Annotated in this window: 24 protein-coding genes; 9 read left to right on the top strand and 15 right to left on the bottom strand. The window is 65.7% G+C overall.

The genetic code is table 11. The annotated features are described in order from the left end of the window. Positions 1-54 precede the first annotated feature (54 nt). A complete protein-coding gene (ndk, locus tag KWG56_RS03475; protein ID WP_201100422.1) occupies positions 55-474 on the bottom strand; it encodes a nucleoside-diphosphate kinase in 420 nt (139 codons plus the stop codon). Positions 475-621: 147 nt separating this feature from the next. Between ndk and KWG56_RS03470 the strand changes: the two genes are divergently transcribed. Beyond that, positions 622-2,511 (top strand): ABC-F family ATP-binding cassette domain-containing protein, encoded by a 1,890-nt coding sequence (locus KWG56_RS03470; RefSeq protein ID WP_219353737.1) that lies wholly within the window; start codon positions 622-624, stop codon positions 2,509-2,511. Then, positions 2,508-2,750 carry a DUF2164 domain-containing protein gene (locus KWG56_RS03465; protein WP_219353736.1) on the top strand — a complete coding sequence of 81 codons (243 nt, stop codon included), beginning with the start codon at positions 2,508-2,510 and terminating at the stop codon, positions 2,748-2,750. Before KWG56_RS03470 ends, KWG56_RS03465 begins: the two co-directional genes overlap by 4 nt. 6 nt (positions 2,751-2,756) lie before the next feature. On the opposite strand, the gene KWG56_RS03460 is transcribed toward KWG56_RS03465, so the two are convergent. From KWG56_RS03460 to KWG56_RS03445, 4 genes are all read right to left on the bottom strand, one after another. Then, entirely contained in the window at positions 2,757-3,353 is a 597-nt protein-coding gene (locus KWG56_RS03460) for a hypothetical protein (RefSeq protein WP_219353735.1), read from the bottom strand. A 65-nt stretch (positions 3,354-3,418) separates the two neighbouring features. After that, positions 3,419-3,913 (bottom strand): hypothetical protein, encoded by a 495-nt coding sequence (locus tag KWG56_RS03455; RefSeq protein ID WP_219353734.1) that lies wholly within the window; start codon positions 3,911-3,913, stop codon positions 3,419-3,421. Between the two features lie 14 nt (positions 3,914-3,927). Beyond that, positions 3,928-4,623: a hypothetical protein gene (locus KWG56_RS03450; RefSeq protein WP_219353733.1), complete on the bottom strand. Its 696-nt coding sequence runs from the start codon at positions 4,621-4,623 to the stop codon at positions 3,928-3,930. 16 nt (positions 4,624-4,639) lie between these two features. Further along, positions 4,640-5,137 (bottom strand): hypothetical protein, encoded by a 498-nt coding sequence (locus KWG56_RS03445; RefSeq protein ID WP_219353732.1) that lies wholly within the window; start codon positions 5,135-5,137, stop codon positions 4,640-4,642. Positions 5,138-5,356: 219 nt separating this feature from the next. Here KWG56_RS03445 and KWG56_RS03440 point away from each other — a divergent pair, with 219 nt between their 5' ends. Together KWG56_RS03440 and KWG56_RS03435 are read left to right on the top strand one after the other, a co-directional pair. Further along, the gene (locus KWG56_RS03440) at positions 5,357-5,620 is read left to right on the top strand and encodes a hypothetical protein (protein WP_219353731.1); all 264 of its coding nucleotides are present in this window, start codon (positions 5,357-5,359) and stop codon (positions 5,618-5,620) included. Positions 5,621-5,629: 9 nt separating this feature from the next. Next, entirely contained in the window at positions 5,630-6,337 is a 708-nt protein-coding gene (locus tag KWG56_RS03435) for a lysozyme inhibitor LprI family protein (protein ID WP_219353730.1), read from the top strand. Positions 6,338-6,503: 166 nt separating this feature from the next. On the opposite strand, the gene KWG56_RS03430 is transcribed toward KWG56_RS03435, so the two are convergent. The 4 genes from KWG56_RS03430 to KWG56_RS03415 all read right to left on the bottom strand — a co-directional run bounded on the left by KWG56_RS03430 (position 6,504) and on the right by KWG56_RS03415 (position 8,504). Beyond that, a complete protein-coding gene (locus KWG56_RS03430; RefSeq protein WP_219353729.1) occupies positions 6,504-6,701 on the bottom strand; it encodes a hypothetical protein in 198 nt (65 codons plus the stop codon). Beyond that, complete coding sequence (locus tag KWG56_RS03425; RefSeq protein WP_219353728.1) at positions 6,698-7,390, bottom strand: hypothetical protein; 693 nt, start codon at positions 7,388-7,390, stop codon at positions 6,698-6,700. The genes KWG56_RS03430 and KWG56_RS03425 overlap by 4 nt, the downstream gene beginning before the upstream one ends. Beyond that, positions 7,387-7,854, bottom strand: a complete 468-nt coding sequence (locus tag KWG56_RS03420; RefSeq protein ID WP_219353727.1) for a hypothetical protein — start codon at positions 7,852-7,854, stop codon at positions 7,387-7,389. The genes KWG56_RS03425 and KWG56_RS03420 overlap by 4 nt, the downstream gene beginning before the upstream one ends. 110 nt (positions 7,855-7,964) lie before the next feature. Next, complete coding sequence (locus KWG56_RS03415) at positions 7,965-8,504, bottom strand: TetR/AcrR family transcriptional regulator (protein WP_219353726.1); 540 nt, start codon at positions 8,502-8,504, stop codon at positions 7,965-7,967. A 202-nt stretch (positions 8,505-8,706) separates the two neighbouring features. Here KWG56_RS03415 and KWG56_RS03410 point away from each other — a divergent pair, with 202 nt between their 5' ends. Then, positions 8,707-9,135: a hypothetical protein gene (locus KWG56_RS03410; protein WP_219353725.1), complete on the top strand. Its 429-nt coding sequence runs from the start codon at positions 8,707-8,709 to the stop codon at positions 9,133-9,135. Here the strand turns inward: KWG56_RS03410 and KWG56_RS03405 are convergent. The 6 genes from KWG56_RS03405 to KWG56_RS03380 are packed head-to-tail and all read right to left on the bottom strand — an operon-like array spanning position 9,132 to position 15,358. Beyond that, positions 9,132-10,145: an aromatic ring-hydroxylating oxygenase subunit alpha gene (locus KWG56_RS03405; protein WP_219353724.1), complete on the bottom strand. Its 1,014-nt coding sequence runs from the start codon at positions 10,143-10,145 to the stop codon at positions 9,132-9,134. The genes KWG56_RS03410 and KWG56_RS03405 overlap by 4 nt on opposite strands. Further along, the gene (locus tag KWG56_RS03400; RefSeq protein ID WP_219353723.1) at positions 10,142-11,302 is read right to left on the bottom strand and encodes an ATP-grasp domain-containing protein; all 1,161 of its coding nucleotides are present in this window, start codon (positions 11,300-11,302) and stop codon (positions 10,142-10,144) included. The genes KWG56_RS03405 and KWG56_RS03400 overlap by 4 nt, the downstream gene beginning before the upstream one ends. Beyond that, positions 11,292-12,548, bottom strand: coding sequence for a cell division protein FtsA (locus KWG56_RS03395; protein ID WP_219353722.1), 1,257 nt, complete (start codon positions 12,546-12,548; stop codon positions 11,292-11,294). The genes KWG56_RS03400 and KWG56_RS03395 overlap by 11 nt, the downstream gene beginning before the upstream one ends. Further along, positions 12,538-13,383, bottom strand: a complete 846-nt coding sequence (locus KWG56_RS03390; protein ID WP_219353721.1) for an MBL fold metallo-hydrolase — start codon at positions 13,381-13,383, stop codon at positions 12,538-12,540. The genes KWG56_RS03395 and KWG56_RS03390 overlap by 11 nt, the downstream gene beginning before the upstream one ends. Then, positions 13,380-14,363 carry an NAD-dependent epimerase/dehydratase family protein gene (locus KWG56_RS03385; RefSeq protein WP_219353720.1) on the bottom strand — a complete coding sequence of 328 codons (984 nt, stop codon included), beginning with the start codon at positions 14,361-14,363 and terminating at the stop codon, positions 13,380-13,382. The genes KWG56_RS03390 and KWG56_RS03385 overlap by 4 nt, the downstream gene beginning before the upstream one ends. After that, positions 14,363-15,358, bottom strand: coding sequence for a 3-oxoacyl-[acyl-carrier-protein] synthase III C-terminal domain-containing protein (locus tag KWG56_RS03380; RefSeq protein WP_219353719.1), 996 nt, complete (start codon positions 15,356-15,358; stop codon positions 14,363-14,365). The genes KWG56_RS03385 and KWG56_RS03380 overlap by 1 nt, the downstream gene beginning before the upstream one ends. A 338-nt stretch (positions 15,359-15,696) precedes the next feature. Between KWG56_RS03380 and KWG56_RS03375 the strand changes: the two genes are divergently transcribed. From KWG56_RS03375 to KWG56_RS03360, 4 genes are all read left to right on the top strand, one after another. After that, on the top strand, positions 15,697-16,578 hold the full coding sequence (locus KWG56_RS03375; protein ID WP_219353718.1) for a hypothetical protein: 882 nt from the start codon (positions 15,697-15,699) through the stop codon (positions 16,576-16,578). A gap of 161 nt (positions 16,579-16,739) precedes the next feature. After that, the gene (locus tag KWG56_RS03370) at positions 16,740-18,224 is read left to right on the top strand and encodes a TolC family protein (RefSeq protein WP_219353717.1); all 1,485 of its coding nucleotides are present in this window, start codon (positions 16,740-16,742) and stop codon (positions 18,222-18,224) included. Beyond that, positions 18,221-19,243, top strand: coding sequence for an HlyD family secretion protein (locus tag KWG56_RS03365; RefSeq protein WP_219353716.1), 1,023 nt, complete (start codon positions 18,221-18,223; stop codon positions 19,241-19,243). The genes KWG56_RS03370 and KWG56_RS03365 overlap by 4 nt, the downstream gene beginning before the upstream one ends. After that, on the top strand, positions 19,240-21,552 hold the full coding sequence (locus KWG56_RS03360) for an ABC transporter permease (RefSeq protein WP_219353715.1): 2,313 nt from the start codon (positions 19,240-19,242) through the stop codon (positions 21,550-21,552). Before KWG56_RS03365 ends, KWG56_RS03360 begins: the two co-directional genes overlap by 4 nt. Positions 21,553-21,615: the final 63 nt, after the last annotated feature.

Genomic DNA, 21,615 nt, shown 5'->3' with positions numbered 1-21,615 from the left:
AACGGCCGGACCATCGCTGGCCCAGCCGTTTCAGCAGTTCAAGCCGATCAGGGCTTAGCCGACGATCTGGTCGTCAGTGAAGAACTGGGCGATTTCGATGCCGGCGTTTTCCAGCGAGTCCGAACCGTGGACCGAGTTTTCGCCGATCGACAGGGCGAACAGCTTGCGGATCGTGCCTTCAGCAGCGTCGTTCGGGTTGGTGGCGCCCATGACTTCACGATACTTGGCGACGGCGCCTTCGGCTTCCAGAACCTGCACAACGACCGGCTCGGCGATCATTTGCGAGACCAGTTCGCCGTAGAAGGGACGCTCGGCGTGCACTTCGTAGAATTTCTTGGCTTGGGCTTCGGTCAGCTTGATGCGGCGCTGAGCGACGATGCGCAGGCCAGCGGTTTCGATGACAGCGTTGATCGCGCCGGTCAGGTTGCGGCGCGTCGCGTCAGGCTTGATGATCGAGAAAGTGCGTTCGGTCATGGTGAAGTGACTTCTTGTTTGGGAGTTTGAGGGTCGCGGGCTTATAGCGACGACCTCCCTAGTTTCCAACTGTCCCTTTTTCGTGTCCGTGACGCTCCTCGCCCTGCGACTGGCGGCATCCGGACGATTTTAGATTTCGACTGTTCCATGCTCCAGATCACAGACCTGACCTTCAACGCCTGGGGCCGCAAATTCCTTGTCGACGCCTCCGTCAGCCTGCCGCCTGGCGCCAAAGTCGGCCTGGTGGGCCGCAACGGCATCGGCAAGTCCACCCTGTTCAAGCTGATCCTGGGCGAACTCAACGCCAATGGCGACGAGATCAGCCTGCCCAAGACCGCCCGCATCGGATCGGTCGATCAGGAACACCCGGCCACGCCCGTCAGCGTCATCGACACCATTCTGGAAGCAGACGTTGAACGCCACACCCTGCTGGCCCGCCTTGAGACAGCCGAGCCGGAAGAAATGGGCGAGATCTGGTCGCGTCTGATCGAGATCGACGCCGACGCCGCCCCGGCCCGCGCCGCCGAAATCCTGGTCGGCCTGGGCTTCGATCAGGAGAATCAGGCCCGCCCAATGTCCGAGTTCTCGGGCGGTTGGCGGATGCGCGTGGCCCTGGCGGCCGCCCTGTTCGCAGAGCCGGACATGCTGCTGCTGGACGAACCGACCAACTACCTCGACCTGGAAGGCGCCCTGTGGCTGGAGGCGCGGCTGAAGAAATACCCGCACACGGCCCTGATCATCTCCCACGACCGTGAAATGCTGAACGAGGTCTGCACCCACATCCTGCACCTCGCGAACCACACCCTGACCCTCTACACCGGCAACTACGACGCCTTTGAAAAGGCCCGCGCCGAGAAGGCCCGTCTGCAGTTGTCCGCCAAGGCCAAGCAGGACGCCGAACGCGCTCACCTTCAGGCCTTCGTGGACCGGTTCAAGGCCAAGGCGTCCAAGGCCGCCCAGGCCCAGTCGCGCATGAAGCGGCTGGAGAAGATGCAGCCGGTCGCCACCACCATCGAAGAGCGCGTCGCCCCCTTCACCCTGCCCTCGCCGCCGCGCCCGCTGGCCCCGCCGCTGATCCGGCTGGAGCGGGCCAATGTCGGCTATGAGACCGGCAAGCCCATCCTGCGCAATCTGAACCTGCGCATGGACCTGGACGACCGCATCGGTCTGCTGGGCGTCAACGGCGCGGGCAAGTCCACCTTCGCCAAGATGATCGCCGGCGCTCTGAACGTGTCCGAGGGCGAACTACACCGCGACAAGAAGATGCGCGTGGGCTGGTTCCACCAGCACCAGATCGAGGCGATGGACCCCACCGACACGCCGCTGGAAATCATCCGCCGCGCCATGCCGGATGCGCCGGAAAGCGCCCGCCGGTCCAAACTGGCGCAGTTCGGACTGGGCTATGAGAAGCAGGAAACCACCGTCGACAGTCTGTCGGGCGGCGAGCGCGCGCGTCTGCTGCTGAACATGGTGGCGATGGATGCGCCCCACGTCCTGATCCTGGACGAACCGACCAACCACCTGGACATCGACAGCCGCCGCGCCCTGCTGGACGCGCTGAATGACTATTCCGGCGCCGTCATCCTGATCACCCACGACCGTTCGTTGATGGAGATGGTCGCCGACAGGCTGTGGCTGGCCGCCGACGGCACGGTGAAGCCCTATGACGGCGACATGGACGACTACGCCAAGTTCGTCCTCGACCGCGCCAAGGCCGCTGTGTCCAAACCGAGCCAGATCAAGAAGGAAGAGGCTGCCAAGGCGCCCGTTCAGGACAACAAAAACCGAAAGAACGACAAGAAGTCAGGCCCGTCGCCGTCGACCCTTCGTCACGCGGTCAAGAAGGCTGAAGAGCGGATGACGCAACTGACGGCGGAAATCGCCCGCATCGACGACGACATCGCCAACGCCTCGGTCTCCAACCCCAAGGCCATCGAAGGCCTGACCCGCGCGCGCGCCAAGACCCAGACCGATCTGGAAGCGGCCGAGGCTGCGTGGATGGCGGCGGAGGAAGCCCTGGCCGAGGTCGTCGGATGAAGCCGATCGAACTGTCCAAGGACGCGCGCGCAGCCGCCACCGGCAAGCTGCGCGACTATTTCCGCCAGGAGCTGGATCAGGATCTCGGCCAGTTGCCCGCCGAGATGCTGCTGGACTTCATCGGCAAGGAAATCGGCGGCGTCTTCTACAATCGCGGCGTCCACGACTCCCAGGAACTGGTGCAGAAGAAAGCCGAAGACATTGTCGAGGCCCTCTACGGCCTGGAGCGCGGCTCCTGAGTCCGATCAGCCCGGAATGGGGCCGATAGGCCAGTTGCTGAAGCTTTCGATATCCTCGGGTCGCGAGGGGCAGCGGTCCTCCAGCGTGAAGGCGATATCGCCCTCGTAGTACCAGTCCGCCGTAATCGCATTCGGGTTCTCGCCGCTGGAATAGCAGACGGCGGCCTTGCCAGCGGGCGTCATCAGGAGGGCCCAGTTGGTCACGCCCGCGCCCGCCGGATCATAGCCCGACGCCATCAATCGTCCCATCGTGCTGCGGATCGGCACGACGACATTGCCGTCGAAGACCACGAACTGCTGCACGTCACGCGGCGCGCCCGAGGCCACGATGGCGGCGCGCACCGCTCGGTTCTGGAAGAAGGACACGCCCTGAACCGGATCAAACGGATCCTTGCCGGCATAGGCCATGATCCCCGGCGCAGCGGCGGTCTCGGCGGGCGCAGCGACCTTGTCAGCCTCCATCTTGGCGGTCGACGTTCGGTCCTGAACGGCGAACTCGACGGGCTTCTTGTCAGACCTGTCGTCGTCGGCCTTGGCGCAGGCCACGACGCCGATGCTGAGGGCCAGGACGGTCAGGGCGATGCCCAGTTTACTGTTCTTCATGGGACGCTTTTCCTTGGCCGCATGGGCCGAGATGAACTTTGGAAATCAGACTTTTCAGGCGGGATTCACCGCCCCGATGCCAGGGCGGCGCGCGTATCTGCATCGAGCATGGCGTCAACCGGCATGGTGGCGAAGATGTCGTTCTGCGAAGAGATGGTCGGGCGCGCGGCGTAGAAGACGAACCGGCTGCCTTCCCCCCGCGAGCGCGGGCTGTAGCTGGGTCCGAACGTGCATTCCGGGCCGAGGCCATAGGCGAACTGCACCTCGGGCGGCGTGCCCTCGCCTTTCAGCACCCGCACAGGCTTGGCGCGAACATAGGCGCCGCTGGCCATGCCGGGATGGCTCGGATCGTCCTGAGAGAACACCATGAAGCTCTCGGCGATCTCGGCCTCATAAACCAGCGCCGCATTGGCCCAGGATGAAGCCTGGATTTCACGCATGTTCGCCTCTCTCTGCTCTGGCGTCGGCGGTGGTCCCGCGGGCGCGATACAGGCCGAAGCAACGCCCGGCGCCACAAGTGTCAGGGCCAGGGCGGTCAGGATGGCGGATGTCTTGATCATCGAGGTCTTCCTGATCAGATCGGGCGCGGGCCGTCGCAGGCGAAGCGCGGCGGGCTGGCCCAGACGACGATGCGCGTGGCCTGCGCCGGGCGGAACAGCCCCTTGCCCACCCTGTCAAAGCTGTGGTCGCAGTTGAACGAGGCGTTGATCACCCAGTCCCGCCCCTTGGCGTCGACCATAGCCTTCTGCCACTGCTCGGCGGCATCAGGCTGGCTGACCATGACCGTTTCGATCGTCATGGCGCGACGTCCGACGTTGAAGGTGTACTGGATCGAAGGCTCCACCGCATTGCCGCACATCATCAGACAGTCGGCGGTCAGGACGCCGTCCTGAAAGTTATCGAAGATCTCGGCGAAATGGATGATATTGGCCGTGCCGATGGCGTCGCCGCCGACGACGGCGTCCACATTGAAGGTGCAGCGGGGCGAGGTTTCCATCGCCAAGGCCTCCACCTTGCCGCCCGTCACCAGGGCTTGGACGCTGCATCCTTCGACCTCGTAATAGCGCACTGAGGCGGCGTTCTGGGCCGCACGCCCTGTCACACGCTCCAGCACCGACACATCCGCGCCCAGCATGGCGGAGGTGAAGACACGGTCGATCTTGGACGCCATCCTGGCCTGCGCTGGGGCCGAAGCCTGGGCCGCGGGCGCCAGCATCACCGCCAGTCCCGCAGCTAAACCCACAACGGCGGTTTGGTCCTTGAAGCCCATGGGGCAGGCCTTTCGATCAGGAATAGAAGGGAATGCGGTCCAGCTTGTACACCCCGCCGTGCAGCGAGAAGACGCGCTGATCCCCGGTGTCATCAAGCTGCAGAATATGTTCGCCGCGCACGATGGGTCCGCCGAGCTCGCCGTCATCCACCCCGCTCTGGAAGGCGCGCAGGCGGCGATCCCGGATGGCCGCGATGACCGCAGGCGTGAAGATACGGTCGTAGCGCGCCAGGAACTCGGCCTTGTTGCGACTGGTCGCAGAAGCGGCTGAGATTTCGCAAGCCTGGCCTGCCTCGCAATAGTTGCCGGGCCGATAGTCGGTGAAGGGGAACTGGGTCATGGACGCCACCGCCTCGCGGTCATTGGCCAGGACGGCGGCGCGGAAGTCCTCGAAGAATGTCTGGAACCTGGCGTGCGATCTCTGAGCCGCAACAGACGCCGGAGTAGCGGGTTCGGCAAGGGCCGGAGCGCTGACGGCCAACACCGCCGCCATCAGACAAGATCGCATCAACACCGTCACGTCTCCCTCTTCATTTCCGTCAGCGAAGGCTGTTTCAGCCTGCGGTTTCGTTTACGCATCGATTTATTATACATCGCTCAATATGACGCAAGCCCCCCTGAAGCGTTTTCAATTTATCAATTGAGCATCGCTCATATTCTGATAGGCTGCCCTGGACATCCGCCCCCTGCCAGCCGCCCTTGCCCCCGCTCACGTCCCCAAACGGTTACATCCATGATCGGTTCAGTCCTGCTCGCAGCCATTATGTCGACGCCCCTCGCCTCACCCCTTCCAAAGATGCAGGACACAAGGACGGACGAACCGGGCGGCCGGATGGAACAGGCGGACAGCAGCGTCAGATTTCGTTACCAGCCCGGCGTCTTCCGTGATGATGGCGAGGGTGACAGCCTGGCGCTGGTGCGCAAAACCGGCAGACCCGCCGCCTATGTTTTCACGCCCGCAGTTGGCTGCTGGCGCCTGACCCAACATCCTAGCTGAGATCCCCTAATGTCCCTTATGTCTAGACTGGCGCTGGCCGCCCTCCTGTCCCTTCCCGCCGGCATGGCCACGGCGCAGTCCGCACCTCAGGCCGCTGATTGCAGCCGCGCCACACAGCCTATGGACCGCGCCATCTGCACGACCCCGGACCTGCGGCGGCTGGATCAATCCATCGCCACCGCCTACCGCCGACTTCTCGCCGATCTGGACCGCAATGGCGCCGCCGCCCTGCGTGACGACCAACGCGTCTTCATCAATGCCCGCAATCGCGCGGCGGCGGGCCGCACTGGCGCGGAACTGATCACCGAACTGCGCGGATGGCTGGGCGAACGCGCAAAAACACTAAACAGCCTTCTGGCCAATCCTAACGACGGTCTTGTCGGCCACTGGGTCAATATCAACGGCGAGATCGACGTGGTGCAATGGGCCTCTGGCGTGTTGACGTTCAACGCCAACGCCGTCGACCCGCTGGGCGCCCGCTGGGTCTGTGACGCGGACGGCGATGGGGAATGGACCGGAGAAAACGAAGGCACGCTGGAGGTGAAGACGGGCGAAGACACCTCACGCTGGTCGCTGGTCATCAGCCGCAAGGGCGACACCCTGCAAGTTCAGGAACGCCACGTCAGCGGCGACCGCTCCATCCCCTACTGCGGCCTCAACGGCGGCCTGTCCGGGACCTATTTCCGCGTCGACCCGCTCACTCTGGAGAGGAACTGACGGCCAAATGCCGTTTCCGCCAGACGAAGGCGGGAACGGCGTCAATCCAGATCGTTCGCCATCAACGCGCGAAGCGCCGCGATACGCACTTCATAATGGCTGACCACGCAGGTCTCACCCGCCATGCCAGCGCTGCTCCCTGACCGAATACATAGCTGACCACGTCTCAGTTGGCGCGGATGAAGGCGCCCCAGCTCTCTTCCGCCGCCATCAGACCGGCGCCCGCCTTGCCGTAGTCAGCGCCTTGCGGCCCAGGTCCGCTCGAGCGGTTCGCGATCTCAAGCTGTGCGGCCCATGCGGCGCTCAACGGCGCAAGACCCGCCATCATCGCCAAAGCCGCGCAGAGATTTCTGAAACGCATCATTCTCTGTCGACAGAGGCCATGTCGCAGGTCGTTTCTTCCGCCTCGCACACGCCCTGGAACCAGGCCGTCCCAGTCCGAACCCGATCGGCAGCCAGTTCGCGCGGAACACCGCCCACGCTCTCGCGCACGACGACATAGTCCACCAGAACCCAGCCGCCCGGACCACAGGCGCGGATCGCCGCGACACGCCCCATGTCCGTCACCCAGTCATCGCCCAGGTCCAGCAAGCGCTCGCTGGATCGATCAGGGCGGGCGAAACCACGGGCGGACTGAATGGCGAACTGCGCGGCGTCAGCTGGGATCCAACCCTCGCCCGAATAGACGGTTCGAACCGGCAGCTGGCGGTCATCTGCGTCGGTTTCGCCGTGGTTATAGGCATCGCTGCCATCCGCAATCTTCAACCAACCAGGCCTGGCCTCCCGAACCTGGAACCGGACGCTGTAGGGATAGTCGATCTGGTCTGATCGCGTCGGGAGCACGCCCAGCACGGCAGCCTGCGTGTCCGGCGCGCTTCGCACGACAACCGGTGCGTTGAGCCTGTAGCTTGGCCACGCCGTCAGATCGCAGGCCGTCGCATCGGTTGGAATCCATGCCGTTTCGGGCAATGGGCGCGCATTAACGACGCCTGCCTGCGCGGTCAGCGCCAGGGCTGACGCCAGCACCCAGGCCTTGGTCATAGTGCGGTTCATGGCAATGTCCTCGGACTGGCGCGTATTCCTGGCGCGATTTCCTGCGGCCGATCCGTCCACGTCAGAATCTTGACCAGGTCCCCGCCCGGAGCCGCAAATTTCTCACAGGCCTCCGGGCTTATCTCACGCGAGAGATCAGCCGCGCGGAAGGCGCCATCTTGCAGCCCCTCAAGATAGGCCTCGGCCCATTCACGATCCTCTTGCGACAACCGGCTGCCCTCGTAGTCAGCCCTCTCGTCGGCATTGGTCTGGATCAGTTGCGCATCCTCGTCGGACAGCACCCGACACAAGAGCCCCATGCCGACCAGGCGCTGAATCCGAACGGCCAGCACGGCATGCCCCCTGAACAGTTGCCGCTGCATCGCCGCCATGTCCGGCGTCGCATCGGCGCGTGCTTCCTGCGCCGCCGCCACGCGCGGGCCAGCCAGCCCCACTGTGCAGGCCAACACCAGACTGGCGATCAACTGTTTTCGCATCATCCCTCCTGCGGCCCGGAATGCGGACACGGCGACCCGACGCGGACCGCCGTCAGGCGATCATCGAACAGTTTTGATCATTGTTCAATACACTGAAGTCAGCGCGATGGCGCCGCCGCACCCGCGTGGATCAAAGCCTCCCAAACCCGATCAAGAGCCAGCTCCATCGGCTGGGAGATGTTCATCAGGGCGAAACTGCCATTCAGATCGAAGACGCAATGGCCGTGAACCACCGCGATCAAAGAACGCGCCAGACGGGGCGCCTCGGACTGCGCCTGGGTCGGCAGCACAGCCGCCACCTCGTCCACGATGATCTGCGTCAGGGCGCCGCGCTGCAGGTTCTGCTCGTCGGGGATCACGACATCCGGCGGCAGATGATGGTCGTAGATGGCGGTCCAGCTATTCGCGTTGTCGCGTGCAAAGCCGAAATAGGCCTCGACCAGAGTCTGGATCCGGTCGGCCCCGCTGGTTTCCAGACGCTGCCGCACATACTCGGCCCAAAGCTGGAAGGTGCGCGTATTGATCGTGATCAGCAGCCGATCCAGGGTTCCAAACACATTGTACAGCGTGCCGACGGAATAGCCGATGCGTTTGGCCACCTCCCGCGCAGAGAAGCGGGCAAACCCGACCTCGGCCATATGTTTATGGCCTTCGACAACGAACAGATGTTCGAGCTCCTGACGCGTGTGATCTGATCGCCTTCCCATCGTCACGACATAGCAGGCATCGGGTCGTCATAAAACTTAGAAACGGCAGGCCCCGCCGGGGCTTAGGCCCAGCCATCCCGGAGTTTGCGGCGATGTGTCCCAACCGACGCCGTTCATTCCTGAGCCCCTTAGAATGACGAACGGCAAAATAAATGATCACTGCTCAAATAATGCTGGACCTGGCGCCGATCCTTGCCTAGCCTGCCGTTCTGAAGTTCGGAGAAAAACCGTGACGCGCCACGCCTCTGCAAACCACAGCCGCAACAAGCTGCTCTTCTGGGGCGCGCTGATGTCCAGCCTGATCGGCTGGGCGCCGCTGCTGGCAGGGCTGATCAGCGCGGCGGCCGCATCGGCCTTTGGCTGCGAGGTCAATGAAGCCTACGCCCGCCCCTGCATGGTGATGGGGGCTGACATATCCGACGCCCTCTACACGGGATTCATGTCCATGTTTCTGCTGATTTTTACAGCGCCGGTCATCGTGATTTCGATCACGCTCTGGATCATCCTGGCCGTTTCGCGCATGCGGCCGCCACCTGACGCCCCAGGCGGCGCAAACACCTAAAGCGTGCGGATGAAAGGGCCTTCCACGCCCGGCTCCAGCGCCTGCCCCTGATAGAGTTGCGCCACCCGCGCGCCCAGCAAATCCCCCGGCCCTTGAATGAATCGCGGCCCGCCGAAGGCTTCAATTCCATCCAGTTGCCGCGCCAGAGCCCGGCGATCCTGCGCCACCACCGGATTCAGGAACAGGCGGATCGCCGCCTCCTTCAACCAGCTAGGTCCGCGTCCCTTGGGCGTGGTGAACCGTGCGAATGGGCGCAGCGAACCCGCGTCGACCGGGGTGAAGAAGGCGGAAACGCACAGGGTCAGACCCTTCGGCCCCTCCCAGCGCGCCTGCACCGTCGTCGGGGCATAGAGGCGCGTGCGGCTGCGGTCGCGGGGCGGCTCCAGCATCCGTGACATCCACCCCAGGTCGGGGATCGGCTGTTCGATCACCTGCTCGATGCTGGTCTCAAAAACATTGGTGCTGAGGTGGACGGGCATCCGCCGATTGCTGCGCCGGATGATGCCGTCGTGGATGTAGTTGGTGTGAAAGGCGTCCAGCACATTCTCGATCGCGTCCAGCGCCCTGCCCCGCCACACGCCCTGCGCCCACCAGAAATGGTCATGATCATCGTCGCCCCAGACGCCGAGATCGGGCAGGTCCGCCTGCCCCTCCTTCAGCCGGACGAAGACGCCGCCGTTGCGCTCAATCACCGCGACGGGGCTGGCGGCCAGTCGCGCGCCATCGCCGGACGCCAGTTCACACCCCGGAACCTCCAGACAATCGCCGTCCGGCCCGAACCGCCAGCCATGGTAGGGACAGACGACCGCGCCATTCTTCATCCGCCCGTCAGACAGAGGGAAGTTCCGATGCGGGCAGCGATCCAACAGGGCCGCGATCCGCCCGTCTGCACCGCGAAACAGCACGACAGGCGTGTCCGCCACCTTGCGCGTCAACGGCTTGCCCCGAACCTCCTTCGACAGGGCGACCAACTGCCAGCTCCGCGCGATGCTGTCGGGCAAGGGCGTCATTGCGCGCCTCCGGGACCGTTCCATTCGATATCGCGGGTCATGGCCTGCTCCAGACTGCATCCGGCGCGCGCGGCGCGGATTGAAAAGGCGACGCTATCGATCAATGCGCCCAAGACCGGCGCCATACCGCCACCCCTTGCGATCACGTCCTGCCCCTCACGCCGTTCGCGCGACCAGTTGGCCAGCCGGTTCTGTTTCAACGCTTCCGGCAGACCATAGAGCCACATCGCCAATCCCAGATGCCCGCGTTCACGTCCCCTGACCAGTCCGACCGCCTGCCCGGTTATCGCCAAGGCCAGTTCGCGACGCCCTCCGAACAGGTGCAGACCGCTGGTGCCGCGCGGATTGCACTCGATCAGCCAAGGGCGGCCGTCTGCATCAATGATGGCGTCACAGGCGAACTGGCCCTCGCCGACAAGGCCTGCCAGCCGACGCGCTGCATCCAGCAAGGACGAAGCGGCGACCTCGTCCAGCGGTTCAAAGGCGTAACCAACACCGCCCGGCCTGCGCCACGGTGAACGATAGGCGGCGAAGGCCGTCAGCACGCCGTTCACAGCGACGGCGTGGAAGCAGACCTCATTTCCCACGACCCGATCCTGCGCCACCCAGACGCGGTCGGCGGCAGGTGAAATCTGCGTCAGTTGCGATGCGGATGGGCCGATCAGCGTTTCGGACCCGAAGCGTGAATACTCCGGCTTGAACACCAGACGTTCCGCCTCGGGCGAGACCTGATCCAGCTCTGCTTGATCGCTGATCCGACGTGTCCTCGGGACCGATATTTGCAGCCGTTGGCACACCTCAACGAAGCGATGCTTGGAATGTAGCTCGTCCAGAACTTGTGGCGACGGCGCGAACAGGCGCGCTTCAAAATCCAGCGAAGCCGTAGCCGCCGCCAGAAGGAAAACCTCTTCGCAGACAGGAATAATCAGCGCCGGTTCAAGCCTCTGCACCAGAAACTGAAGGTCATTTCTGAAACCCTGAACGTCCAACCGCGGCGAGGCATACCGATGCACGGCCTTGGCGACGCCGGCCCCCTGCGCCATCCGACAGGGACAACTGTCGGCCAGATGAACCTCCCAGCCCGCCGCGACGAAACTGCGCGCCAGATCAAGCGCGGCCGGCGCCCGCGCGCCCGTGATCAGAACCCTATCCGGCATCAGACCACCGGATGCGCCGACGCTTGGGCTGGTCCCAGATCGGCGGCGGACCCACGACGATCGTCGGCCGTTTTTCGACGTTCGACAGCAACCGATCCAACGCTCCGATGGCGACCGGCGCCGTCGCAGGATCAACCTCGATCATCACGCGGCCTGAGCTGGCCGTGACCCGCCAATCCTGCTGCGGCCCCATGGCGTCAGCCAGCGCATTCTCCACATCGCGCGGTGGAATGACCTGATCGCCCCAACGCCACAGGTCTTCGTAGCGCCCTTCCACGCCCTGCACCGCGAGCAGCGGCGAACCGCACCGGCATGGGCCAGCAGGCTCCAGAAGATCATCCAGCCGCAACCGCACCACCGGCTGACTGACCCGCCTCAGGTCGGTGACGACGGGACGAAAACGGTTCGTGCCGGGGATGGGGTCGCGCTCGACGATCAGCACGTCCTCGTTCAGATGAAGGGTTCCAAACTGGCAGGCCGCGCCCAGAAACCCCTCAGTCGCCTGATAGATCGGGTCTGGCCTCAGGCCCAACCGCTGGCCGATCCAGTCGCGCTCGCCCTCACCCATCGGTTCGGCGCCATAGAACAGACGCCGCAAGGGCCACGCTGCGTCTTGCTCAATGCATCGCGCGACATCCGCCAGCACATGAGACGGCGCGATCAGAACATGGGGCTGAAACGCGTGCAGACGCGCCATCCGCTGATCCGCAGGCGTATCCAGGCCGATGAACTCGAACGACACGCGCCCTGCCCCGCCGACATCGCGATAGAGGGCGCTGTCCGCCCTCAGGCAAAGCGCGATACGCCACGGCTGCAACGGCGCATTCAACGGCAGCAACCGCGCCAACGCATGACCGACATAGGCGGCGCGCTCGGCCGGGCTGGCCAGAAACAGACCACGCGAACCGCTGGACCCGGTCGAAAAGCCCGCCGTCACACCGCCCGCCAGACCGCCCTCACGCCCCTCTTCAGCCGCCTGCGCCGCCGCCATGGCCGAGGCTTCATCGAGGCTCAACGTGTTCCATTCTGCAAAGGCGGAACGCACCTGCCCAGGCGTGAAGATCGGAAAACCAGCGAGCGGGCGCCCGGCATAGGCGGCCAAAGCCGGGGTGCGCGCCAGCACAGGCTGCAACCGCCGCCACAGGGTGTTCTGGCGGCGCTCGACATCAGCGCGGGTCCGCAAACCCAACCTGTCGAACTGCGTCGCCATCCAGGTGCGCGCTATGAGTTGGCGGTCAGGCCTCATCGACGCCGATCTCCGCCGCCGCCTCGGCGCAATGCGAGGGGGTCACCACCAAGTCGGTGTTGCGCGCCCAGAGACGGTGCAGGTCATGCAGGGTTCTGCGATAGGCGTCCGTCTCGCCCAGGATGCTGGTGGTCAGACGCGGCGGCGGGGCGTCGTCACGTACGGCGCGTCGCGACCAGGCGGCGTCTCCGATCAGAAAATGACGCCGGTCATCCTCCCCCCGCAGCACCAGCCCCCAATGCCCCGGACAATGCCCCGGCAGGGGAACCGCCAGCATCGAACCATCGCCGAACAGGTCCGCGCCATCGCTGAACGGCGCCATGTCCGCGCCCAGCGGCGCACGCGGCAGATCCTCGAAAAAGCGCGCGCGGGCATCAACGTCGGCGGGCAGCAACCCATCCAAAATGCCGCGCCGGACCCGCGCCAACCGCCCATGACGGCGCACATCCTCCAGCCCCGCCCGCGCGCAGAACAGCGTGGCCTGAGGAAAGGCGTGCAGACCGGCGATATGGTCGCCGTGGAAATGCGAAATCACGACCGCACGCACATCCTCCGCCCTCAACCCGAAGCGGCTCAACTGGTCGATGACGGCCTGTCCGTCCGGCAGATCGACCGGCGTCGTCCAGCGATAGAAGCGTTCTGGAAACGACTGGGTCGCCTTGAAGAACGCCGGATCATAGCCTGTGTCGAACAGCACCGGCCCCACTGTCGGATGCAGGATCAGACCCGCCAGAGCCGGAAACTCGACCGGCGCCCATCCCGCGCCGCGCCGCGCCATCGCCTCAGGGTGACGGCACGACCCCGCCTTCAACACATGGACCTGACACCGCGTCATGCCGCCATCCTCGGCGCCAACTCCAGCGCCGACGCCACCGCATCATGGGCGGGCGCATAGCCCAGAACGGTTCGCGCATGAGACAGATCGAAGGTCTGAGAATAGGCCAGAGTCGCCAGCGTATAGGGGGTGATCTTCGGCTCGGGGCGTCCCGGCCAGACGCCGCACACCGTTTCTGACATCGAGGCCAGAACCCGCATCGGCGCCATAGGAACCGGGATCAGTCGCGGTTTCACCTGCAACACCGCACATAACAGCTCCGCCAGTTCAAGAATGCGGATCGGCTGTCCGCCAGAGATGTTGATCGCCCGCCCGCCCACCGTCTCTCTATGCTGGTCGGCCAGCACCAGGGCCGCGGCCGCATCACGCACGTCTGTCAGGTCGATCCGGGCGACGCCGCCGCGCAGAACCGGCAGCCTGCCGCGCCGCACCATCTCAAGAATTCTTGGCAGCAGAACCGCGTCATCCGGTCCGATCAGGGCGCGGGGGCGGATCGACACCGTTCGGAAGCCCGGTCTGTCCGCCGCCAGCACCTGTTGCTCCGCCGCCAGCTTGGTGCGGGCATAGGCGTTCAGCGGGCGCGGGTTCGGCAGGCTGTCCTCGGTCAGCCCCTCCTGATCCTTGAAATCCGCGTAGATCGAGGGCGAGGACACAAAGACGAAGGCGTCGCACCCCGCCGCCTGCGCCGCCGCCAGCAGCACCTCGGTCACATCGACATTGATGCGCTGGAACACCGCCTCCGCCCCCCAGGGACTGGACAGTGCCGCCGCATGAAAGACGACATCAACGCCGTCGCAGAGCCGGGTCAGGTCGGCCTGCAGCAGGTCGCACAGAACCACGTCCGCGCCCATCTTCTCAAGCCGTTGCACCACTGCCGCAGACCGTCCAGTCGCGCGCACGGCATATCCGGCGGCGATCAGGGCCTCGGTCAGGGCCAGACCCAAGCCGCCCGTCGCGCCTGTGACCAGTGCGCGACGCATCAGAACCGCAGCACCATGGCCGCTGCGCTGATCCCGGCGGCGGTGCCCAGAAGAAGAACCGTCGTTCCCGGCTTCAACAACTCCAACGATTGGGCCTCGACCAGGCCGCTGGGCAAAGAGGCGGCGATCTGGTTGCCGCGATCAGAAAAGATATCGATCACCCGGTCCGGGTCACCGCCCATCAACCGCCGCACATGTTCGACGCCCGGTCGGCTGGCCTGATGGCAGATGACCAGATCGACGGTCGCGCGCGTCAGGCCGGCCTCCTGCAGCACTCCGTCGATCATGCGCGGCAAGACCCTGGCCGCCGCCTTGAACACCCCAAAGGCGTCCATGCGGAACCGCGCGCCCTCGAGCAGCGCCTCATAGCCTTCTGTCGCGCGTATCCGCGTGCCGCCAGAGCGCAGGACCGCCAGATCCTTGCCCTCGCCATAGGTTTCGAAGCGGCGGCTGATCAACGCCGGGCCTTCGCCATCCGCCCGCGCCTCGATGCAGACCGCCGCCGCGCCGTCGCCGAAGATGGCCGCCGAGGCTGGCGTGCCCCAATCCAATCCCGCCGACGCAATGTCGCTGGAAACCACCAAGGCCCGCTTCCAGCGTCCGGTCGCAAACCCCATGGCGACGATATCCAACGCGGCCAGGAAGGACAGACAGGTCTGGTTCACATCAAACGCCCAGATGCCGGATTTCCCCAGCCCCAGTTCATTCTGGATCAGGACGGACGTGCCGGGGATCGGCTGCTCCATCACCCCGCAGGCGCCGATCAGGACGTCGAACTCGCCCTCGCCCCACCCCGCCATCTCCAGCGCCGCCCTCGCCGCACGTGCGCCCAGCACGGAGGTCGTCTCCTTCGGCGACGCGACCCCGCGACTGGAGATGCCGAACTGTGCTTCCGTCCATCCCGACGGCTGGCCGAACACGGCGTCCAGTTCAGACGACGGCCTGCGTCTTTCGGGCAGAGCCGCGCCATATCCAACCAGGGCCAGTCCCGTCATCGCGACGCACCCTGCACGTGACGGGCGGTCAAGCCCGTATTCTTATCCCTGAAGGCATTTCGCAGCATGGGTGAACCGTCGTGTTTCGGGGTCATGGTCTAACAGCAGCACCTCGCAAAAGGCTTGTCCATAAAATTATTGATCATCGCTCAGTTTTAAAATCAATCATCCGACATCGCCGAAAACAGCAGGCACCACGGACCTGGACACGATTTTACATCGTCGCACTTTGCGCCTGAACCGCGCCATGCCATCCAGCGGTCAAGCTGGACCCGCGGCAACCAACTTCGCCGCACGTCGTTCTGCGTCACTCGATCAAAGGCCAACAGGACCTCCCCATGACACCCCGCACCCGCCTCGCCCTTGTCGCCGCCACCGCCCTGGCTGTGGGCGTCGGCTCTGCTCATGCCCAGACCAACACTCAGACGAATCAGGACCGTCTGGGCGCCGTCGTCGGCGCGCTGTTCGGCGACCGTCTCGGCATTTCGGCGCTGGATCAGTCCTGGCTGCGCGGCGGCCGCCCCCTGCGTGACGGTCAGAGCCAGTTCAACACCCGCGTCGACAGCAGCCTGCGCGTCGGTCAGATCTCCAGCGCCGCCGCCACGCGCCTGCGCGCCGACTATACGGCCCTTGTCGATCTCGAAACGCGTTACGCCGCCGATGGACGCTTCACCAACGAGGAACGCGCCGATCTGAACAGCCGCTACAACGCCCTGACGCAGACGCTGGAATCCGGCGCGGCAGGTTATGGCGATGTGAACTCGGTCGCCCAGGGGCGCGCCGCATTCGAGGCCCGCGTGGACGCCTCCGTCAACGCGCGCCGCATCACCCGCACCGAGGCCACCCGCCTCAAGACCGACTATCAGGCGCTGATCCAGCTTGAGACCCGCTACGCCGCCAAGGGCTCCATCACCGCTGCTGAGCGGAACGATCTGGACACCCGCCTGGATGCGCTGGACGTCCGCGTCGGCGACGGTCCCGCCGTGCAGCCGCCCGTAGCGCCCCAGACCCCGCGCGTGCGGCTGGCCGCGCTGGAAACCGCCGTCACCGCCGCCGAGCGCTCGGGCGCCCTCACCCGCGCCGACGCCGCCGATGTTCGGGTTCAACTGGGCGACCTGACGCGTCTGGAGGCCGCCTATGGCCGCTACAACCCGTCGGCGGATGAGACCGCTTATCTCACGCGCCGACTGGGCGAACTGGAAACGCGCGTCCGCCGCTAAGACCGGTTTTCATGCATCAACGGGCGCCCATTCATCGGCTGAATGGGCGCTCTGCATGACACGCCTGCGCGGATATGGCGTCGGAACCCTCGCGACATCTGAGAACTTGCTTGACCCGACGGCGCCGCTTCAGGATCGTCACCCAGGCTTTGCAAGGATCGATGATGGTTTCAGCATGGATCGGACTGCCCTTCGCGCTGTTGGTCGCGGGCGTCGCGGCCGCCCAGACGGCGTCGCCGCAGCAGACGCCGCTGACCTATGCCGAAGCCTCTGCACGGCTGCGCACCTCCTCCAGCCTGTCTCGCGCTGCGGGCTATGGCGTGGACGCCGCCAGCGAACAGGCGGCGGCGGCTGCAGGCCTGCGTCGACCCACGGTGTCGCTGGACGCCCAGGCCATCCGCTATCGCAAGACCTTCGACATCTCCCTGACCGGCGCGCTGGACAAGGCCCAGTCCGAACTCGGGGCGGCCATTCCCGGCCTGATCTCGGACCTTCCCGGCATACCGGGTGACATTCTTCAGACGGTGGGACAGCGGCTGCAGGCCGCCCTGCCCGAAATCTTCGCCGCCCTGCCGACCGATGTGCGGCTGGAGGTCGAGGACACCGCCTTTCGTCCGACCCTGACCGCGCTTCAGCCCATCTACAGCGGCGGCGCCATCCCCGCCCTGCAACGCGCCGCCGCCGCCAATGTCGACATGGCGCAGGCGCGCCGTCGCGAGGCGATGGATCTTGAAGGCGTCAATCTGGCCCGCGCCTATTTCGGGCAGGTGTTGGCGGCGGAGGCCGTGCGCATCTCCACCGACACCCGCGACGGGTTCGATCTTCACCTGCGCAACGCCCAGCGGATGGAGCGCGAAGGGGTGTTGAGCCACGCCCAGACGTTGCAGGTCCAGGTGGCCCGCGACGCTTCACAGCGCCAACTGGACCGCGCGCAGTTGGAATACGACAACTCGGTCCAGTCGCTTGGCCGGGTGCTGAACCTAGATGACGGGGTGACGCCGACGACGCCGCTGTTCGTCAACCGCACGTCGGTCGGTCCGATGGATGTCTTCATCGCCCAGGCGTCGCAGTCCAACGCCCGCATCGCCCAGGCCCAGGCGACACGTGATCTGGCCGAAGCCGGCGTCGATCTGGCGGAATCGCGGTTTCGTCCCACCGTCTATGCCTTCGGGACCTACAACCTGAACCCCGACAACGCCCTGCCGACAGAGCCTGACTGGGCCGTCGGCATCGGCGCGCGCTACACCCTGATGTCGTCGATCGACCGTCGCCGCATGGCGGGCGCGGCGCGATCACAGGCGCAGGCGGCGGGCGAACTGGAACGCCAGGCGCGCGACGACGCCCGGCTGCTGGTCACCCGCGCCTATAATCAGGCGGAGCTGGCGCGACGCCAGTTCCTGTCGATGGACTCCAGCCTGACGGCGGCGACCGAGAACCTGCGGGTGCAGGAGATCGGCTTCCGGGAGGGGGAATCTCCTGTCTCTGCCGTTGTGGACGCCCGCAATCTGCTGGGCGCCGCACGGTTGCAGCGCGCGGTCGCCGCCTATGAATATGATCTCAGTCTGGCGGCGCTTTTGGCGGCGGCCAGCAGCCCCCAGACCCTGAACGACTATCTGCAACGCGACGACCGGATCAGCGCACCATGAGCGAGACGACAGCCACGCCCCCCTCGCGCAAGCGCGGCGCCCTGCGCGTCTGGATCATCGCGGCAGGCGCGATCCTGCTGGTGGGTTTCATCATCATCGGCCTGTTCCTGGCGGCCCGCCCGCCGAAGGAGCAGATCCAGGCCATGGTCGAGGCCGAAACCTTCACCGTCGCCACCAAGGCGCCCAGTCGTGTCGAGCAGCTTCTGGTCTCCGAAGGCGACCGCGTCACGGCGGGCCAAGTGCTGGCGGTCATGAGCAGCCCCGAAATCGAGGCCAAGGACGTGCAGGCGCGCGCCCTGCTGCAGTCCGCCGAGGCGCTGCAATCCCTCAGCCGCGAGGGCGCCCGGCATGAAGACATCCGCACGGTCGAATCCATCTGGCGCGCCAGCCAGGCCACGGAACGTCTGGCCGACCAGACCGCACGACGCGCCGAGGCCTTGTTCGCCGAGGGGGTTATCTCGGCCCAGCGGCGCGACGAAGCCGTCGCCGCCCGCGCCGCCACCGCCGCTCAGACCGAGGCCGCCCGCCAGCAGTATGTGAAGGCCCAGACGGGCACGCGCCCGCAGGAACGATCCGTCGCCGATGCTCAGGTCAGCGGCGCCCAGGCCGCCGTCGCCGAGACCACCAGCCTGCAATCCGAAACCCGACTGGTTGCGCCACACGCGGGCGAGGTGTCCCAGCGGTTCGCCAATGTCGGCGAACTGGTCCTGATCGGCGTGCCGGTTTACACCGTGGTCGACACCGCTGATCCCTGGGTGTCCTTCACTGTCCGCGAAGACCAGTATCGCGACCTGAAGATGGGTGCGACGCTGCACGGCGACATACCGGCGCTGGGTCTCAAGAACGTCGCCTTCCGCGTCACCGCCATCAGCCCCCAGGGCGAGTTCGCCACCTGGCGCTCGACCCGCCAGTCCAGCGGCTATGACGTGCGCAGCTTCGCCATCAAGGCCAAGCCGGTCCAACCCATCGCCAACCTGCGTCCGGGCATGAGCGTGCTGTTCGACTGGTCGCGCCGATGACGTCCAATCGCGCGGCCTTCGCTCGGGCCGTGCGCGACGAGACGCGCCTGCTGCTGACCCGACCGTGGGACGCCTTCGTCGCCTTCGGCCTGCCGCTGATCCTGCTGGTGGTCATCGCCGCCATGTTTGCGCCGGGCGTGATCCGGCAATCGCCAGCGGCGGTGGTGGACCATGATCGGTCCAGCTTTACCCGCGCCGCCGTTCGAAACATGCAGGCCAGTTCCGGCCTGGACGTCGCCTATGCGCCCGCCACTCTGGACGAGGCGATGGCGCTGATGCGGCAGGGCAAGATTTTCAGCTTCGCCTATTTCCCCTCGGGCTTCACTGCGGGGGCCTTCCGCCAGCCTGAACAGGCGACGGTCTATTTCAACGGGGCCTTCCAGACGGCGGGCGCCCTAACGGCCCTGAACCAGTCCGCCGCCATCGCCTCAGCCGCCGCGCCCGCGCTGGAGGAGCGCGCCCGGCAGATGGGCGTGCCCGCAACCGCGCTCAGCCCGCCGGATGTGCAGGTGTCGATCATCGGCAACCCGCAACTGAACTTTGAACTGTTCCTGGGCGGCCTGCTCGGCCCCGGCGTCCTGCATCTGCTGGCCGCCTGTTCCGCCGTGCTGGCGGTCGGGCGGTTGATGCAGGGCAAGTCGTTTCGTCCGTTCAAGATCGCCCACGGCGGCCGCACGACGGCGGCCCTGGCTGGCCATCTGACGCCGCATTTCCTGATCTTCACCCTGTGGGGACTGGCCTGGATCGTCTGGCTGTGCGGGTTCCGGGGCTGGGGCGTGGCCGGGTCGCTGCCTCTGCTGATGCTGGGCATGGCGGCCTTGATGGCGGTCAGCGTCGCCCTGTCGGCCCTGCTGGTCGCGGTGGCGGGCGACAACGACCTGGCCTTCTCCGCCACCGCCATCTACTCGGGCGCCGCCATCGCCTTTTCCAACGGGACCCTGCCGCTGGACCACGGTCCGCGCTTCGCCCAGTTCTGGAGCGATGTCCTGCCCTACACCCACTATCTGCGACTTCAGACCAGCCAGATGGTGACCGATGGCGCAAAGCCCGCCGCCGTCCATGACCTGCTCATTCTCTGCGCGGTGACCCTGGGCGCCTTCGTCATCGCCGCCCTGGCGATCCGCTGGCGCGCCAACCGCGAGCCCAAGGTCGAGGCCCTGACCTTCCCGCTTCCGACCGACAGCGTCACCGGCAGTTTCGCCGCCACCTTCGTCGGCATTGTGAAGGCCCGCCCGGTCGCCAGCCTGCTGCTGCTCGCCGTGGTGTTGTACGCCTTCTATTACCCGGCGGCCTATTCGGGCCAGTCCGCAACCGGCCTTCCTCTGGCAGTGGTGACCAGCAGCCAGACGGCGACGACGCGCACCCTGGTCGAGGATCTGAACGCCAGCCACGCCATCGAGGTGGCCGCTGTCGCCTCCTCTGTCGAGGAAGCCCAGAACCTGATGAAGCGCGGCGTGGTGGACGGCATCATCGTCCTGCCCGATGGGTTCGAGACCAGTCTGGCGCGCGGCGCGCCGGACGGTGTCGCCATCTATCTGAACGGCGGCTATCTGGTTCGCGTCACCGCCATCGGCAAGGCCGCGGCGGGCGCCGTCGCGGACGTGATCCGCAAACGCCTGAACGGCCTGCCCGAGGTCGCGCGCGCCGCGTCCCTGACGCCCAGTCTGAAACAGGTCTCACTCTTTAATCCCACCGAGGGATACGGCGACTATGCGGTTCCGGCGGTCAGCATCGTCATCCTGCAACAGACCCTTCTGCTGGGCGCGGGCGTCATCGCCGCCATACGACGCGAGACGGCGGCGCCGGTCCTGCGGCTCAGAAGTCGTCTGGGCCTGTGGCTGGCCCTGACCGTCATCGGCGCCTTGTCCAGCCTGTTCTATTTCGGCTTCGTCTTCTGGGTTCAGGACTATCCGCGTGCGGGCGATCTGATCGGGGTCATCCTTCTGGCGCCCTTGTTCTCGGCAGCTGTGTCGGCGCTGGGTCTGTGTCTGGGCGGCTTGTTCGACCGGCATGAGCGCGTTTTACAGGTGCTGGTCGGCACGTCGGCGCCGCTGTTCTTCCTGGGCGGCACGGCCTGGCCGCACTTCATGATGCCTCAGCCCTTGGTCTGGCTGGCCAATCTGTTTCCTTCCACGGCAGGCGTGCAGGCCTTTGTGAAGATGAACTCGACCGGCGCCAGTCTTTCCGAAGTTGCGCCAGAAGCGACGGTGTTGGTTGTCCTGGTTGTGATCTACGGCCTTTGGTTGTTGGCGCCCGATCTGAGAACCATCAGACAACGACAGGTCACGGCCCAGCAAACCTCAAGCTGAGCCTTGGCCGCCTATTCTGATTTTCCGCTGGCGAGGCGGAGGATTGCCGTTATTCATGTCGAA

Origin of the sequence: Brevundimonas nasdae, from assembly GCF_019395145.1 — a bacterium.
GTDB classification, from domain to species: domain Bacteria; phylum Pseudomonadota; class Alphaproteobacteria; order Caulobacterales; family Caulobacteraceae; genus Brevundimonas; species Brevundimonas nasdae.
The sequence above is the reverse complement of the archived record's forward strand: the minus strand, read 5'-3'. Positions and strand labels throughout refer to the sequence as shown.

Excerpts from the sequence above, each read along its gene's own strand:
- ndk (WP_201100422.1), bottom strand. The coding sequence starts at position 474 with ATGACCGAACGCACTTTCTCGATCATCAAGCCTGACGCGACGCGCCGC.
- KWG56_RS03470 (WP_219353737.1), top strand. The coding sequence starts at position 622 with ATGCTCCAGATCACAGACCTGACCTTCAACGCCTGGGGCCGCAAATTC.
- KWG56_RS03465 (WP_219353736.1), top strand. The coding sequence starts at position 2,508 with ATGAAGCCGATCGAACTGTCCAAGGACGCGCGCGCAGCCGCCACCGGC.
- KWG56_RS03460 (WP_219353735.1), bottom strand. The coding sequence starts at position 3,353 with ATGAAGAACAGTAAACTGGGCATCGCCCTGACCGTCCTGGCCCTCAGC.
- KWG56_RS03455 (WP_219353734.1), bottom strand. The coding sequence starts at position 3,913 with ATGATCAAGACATCCGCCATCCTGACCGCCCTGGCCCTGACACTTGTG.
- KWG56_RS03450 (WP_219353733.1), bottom strand. The coding sequence starts at position 4,623 with ATGGGCTTCAAGGACCAAACCGCCGTTGTGGGTTTAGCTGCGGGACTG.
- KWG56_RS03440 (WP_219353731.1), top strand. The coding sequence starts at position 5,357 with ATGATCGGTTCAGTCCTGCTCGCAGCCATTATGTCGACGCCCCTCGCC.
- KWG56_RS03435 (WP_219353730.1), top strand. The coding sequence starts at position 5,630 with ATGTCCCTTATGTCTAGACTGGCGCTGGCCGCCCTCCTGTCCCTTCCC.
- KWG56_RS03430 (WP_219353729.1), bottom strand. The coding sequence starts at position 6,701 with ATGATGCGTTTCAGAAATCTCTGCGCGGCTTTGGCGATGATGGCGGGT.
- KWG56_RS03425 (WP_219353728.1), bottom strand. The coding sequence starts at position 7,390 with ATGAACCGCACTATGACCAAGGCCTGGGTGCTGGCGTCAGCCCTGGCG.
- KWG56_RS03415 (WP_219353726.1), bottom strand. The coding sequence starts at position 8,504 with ATGGCCGAGGTCGGGTTTGCCCGCTTCTCTGCGCGGGAGGTGGCCAAA.
- KWG56_RS03410 (WP_219353725.1), top strand. The coding sequence starts at position 8,707 with ATGACGAACGGCAAAATAAATGATCACTGCTCAAATAATGCTGGACCT.
- KWG56_RS03405 (WP_219353724.1), bottom strand. The coding sequence starts at position 10,145 with ATGACGCCCTTGCCCGACAGCATCGCGCGGAGCTGGCAGTTGGTCGCC.
- KWG56_RS03400 (WP_219353723.1), bottom strand. The coding sequence starts at position 11,302 with ATGCCGGATAGGGTTCTGATCACGGGCGCGCGGGCGCCGGCCGCGCTT.
- KWG56_RS03395 (WP_219353722.1), bottom strand. The coding sequence starts at position 12,548 with ATGAGGCCTGACCGCCAACTCATAGCGCGCACCTGGATGGCGACGCAG.
- KWG56_RS03390 (WP_219353721.1), bottom strand. The coding sequence starts at position 13,383 with ATGACGCGGTGTCAGGTCCATGTGTTGAAGGCGGGGTCGTGCCGTCAC.
- KWG56_RS03385 (WP_219353720.1), bottom strand. The coding sequence starts at position 14,363 with ATGCGTCGCGCACTGGTCACAGGCGCGACGGGCGGCTTGGGTCTGGCC.
- KWG56_RS03380 (WP_219353719.1), bottom strand. The coding sequence starts at position 15,358 with ATGACGGGACTGGCCCTGGTTGGATATGGCGCGGCTCTGCCCGAAAGA.
- KWG56_RS03375 (WP_219353718.1), top strand. The coding sequence starts at position 15,697 with ATGACACCCCGCACCCGCCTCGCCCTTGTCGCCGCCACCGCCCTGGCT.
- KWG56_RS03370 (WP_219353717.1), top strand. The coding sequence starts at position 16,740 with ATGATGGTTTCAGCATGGATCGGACTGCCCTTCGCGCTGTTGGTCGCG.
- KWG56_RS03365 (WP_219353716.1), top strand. The coding sequence starts at position 18,221 with ATGAGCGAGACGACAGCCACGCCCCCCTCGCGCAAGCGCGGCGCCCTG.
- KWG56_RS03360 (WP_219353715.1), top strand. The coding sequence starts at position 19,240 with ATGACGTCCAATCGCGCGGCCTTCGCTCGGGCCGTGCGCGACGAGACG.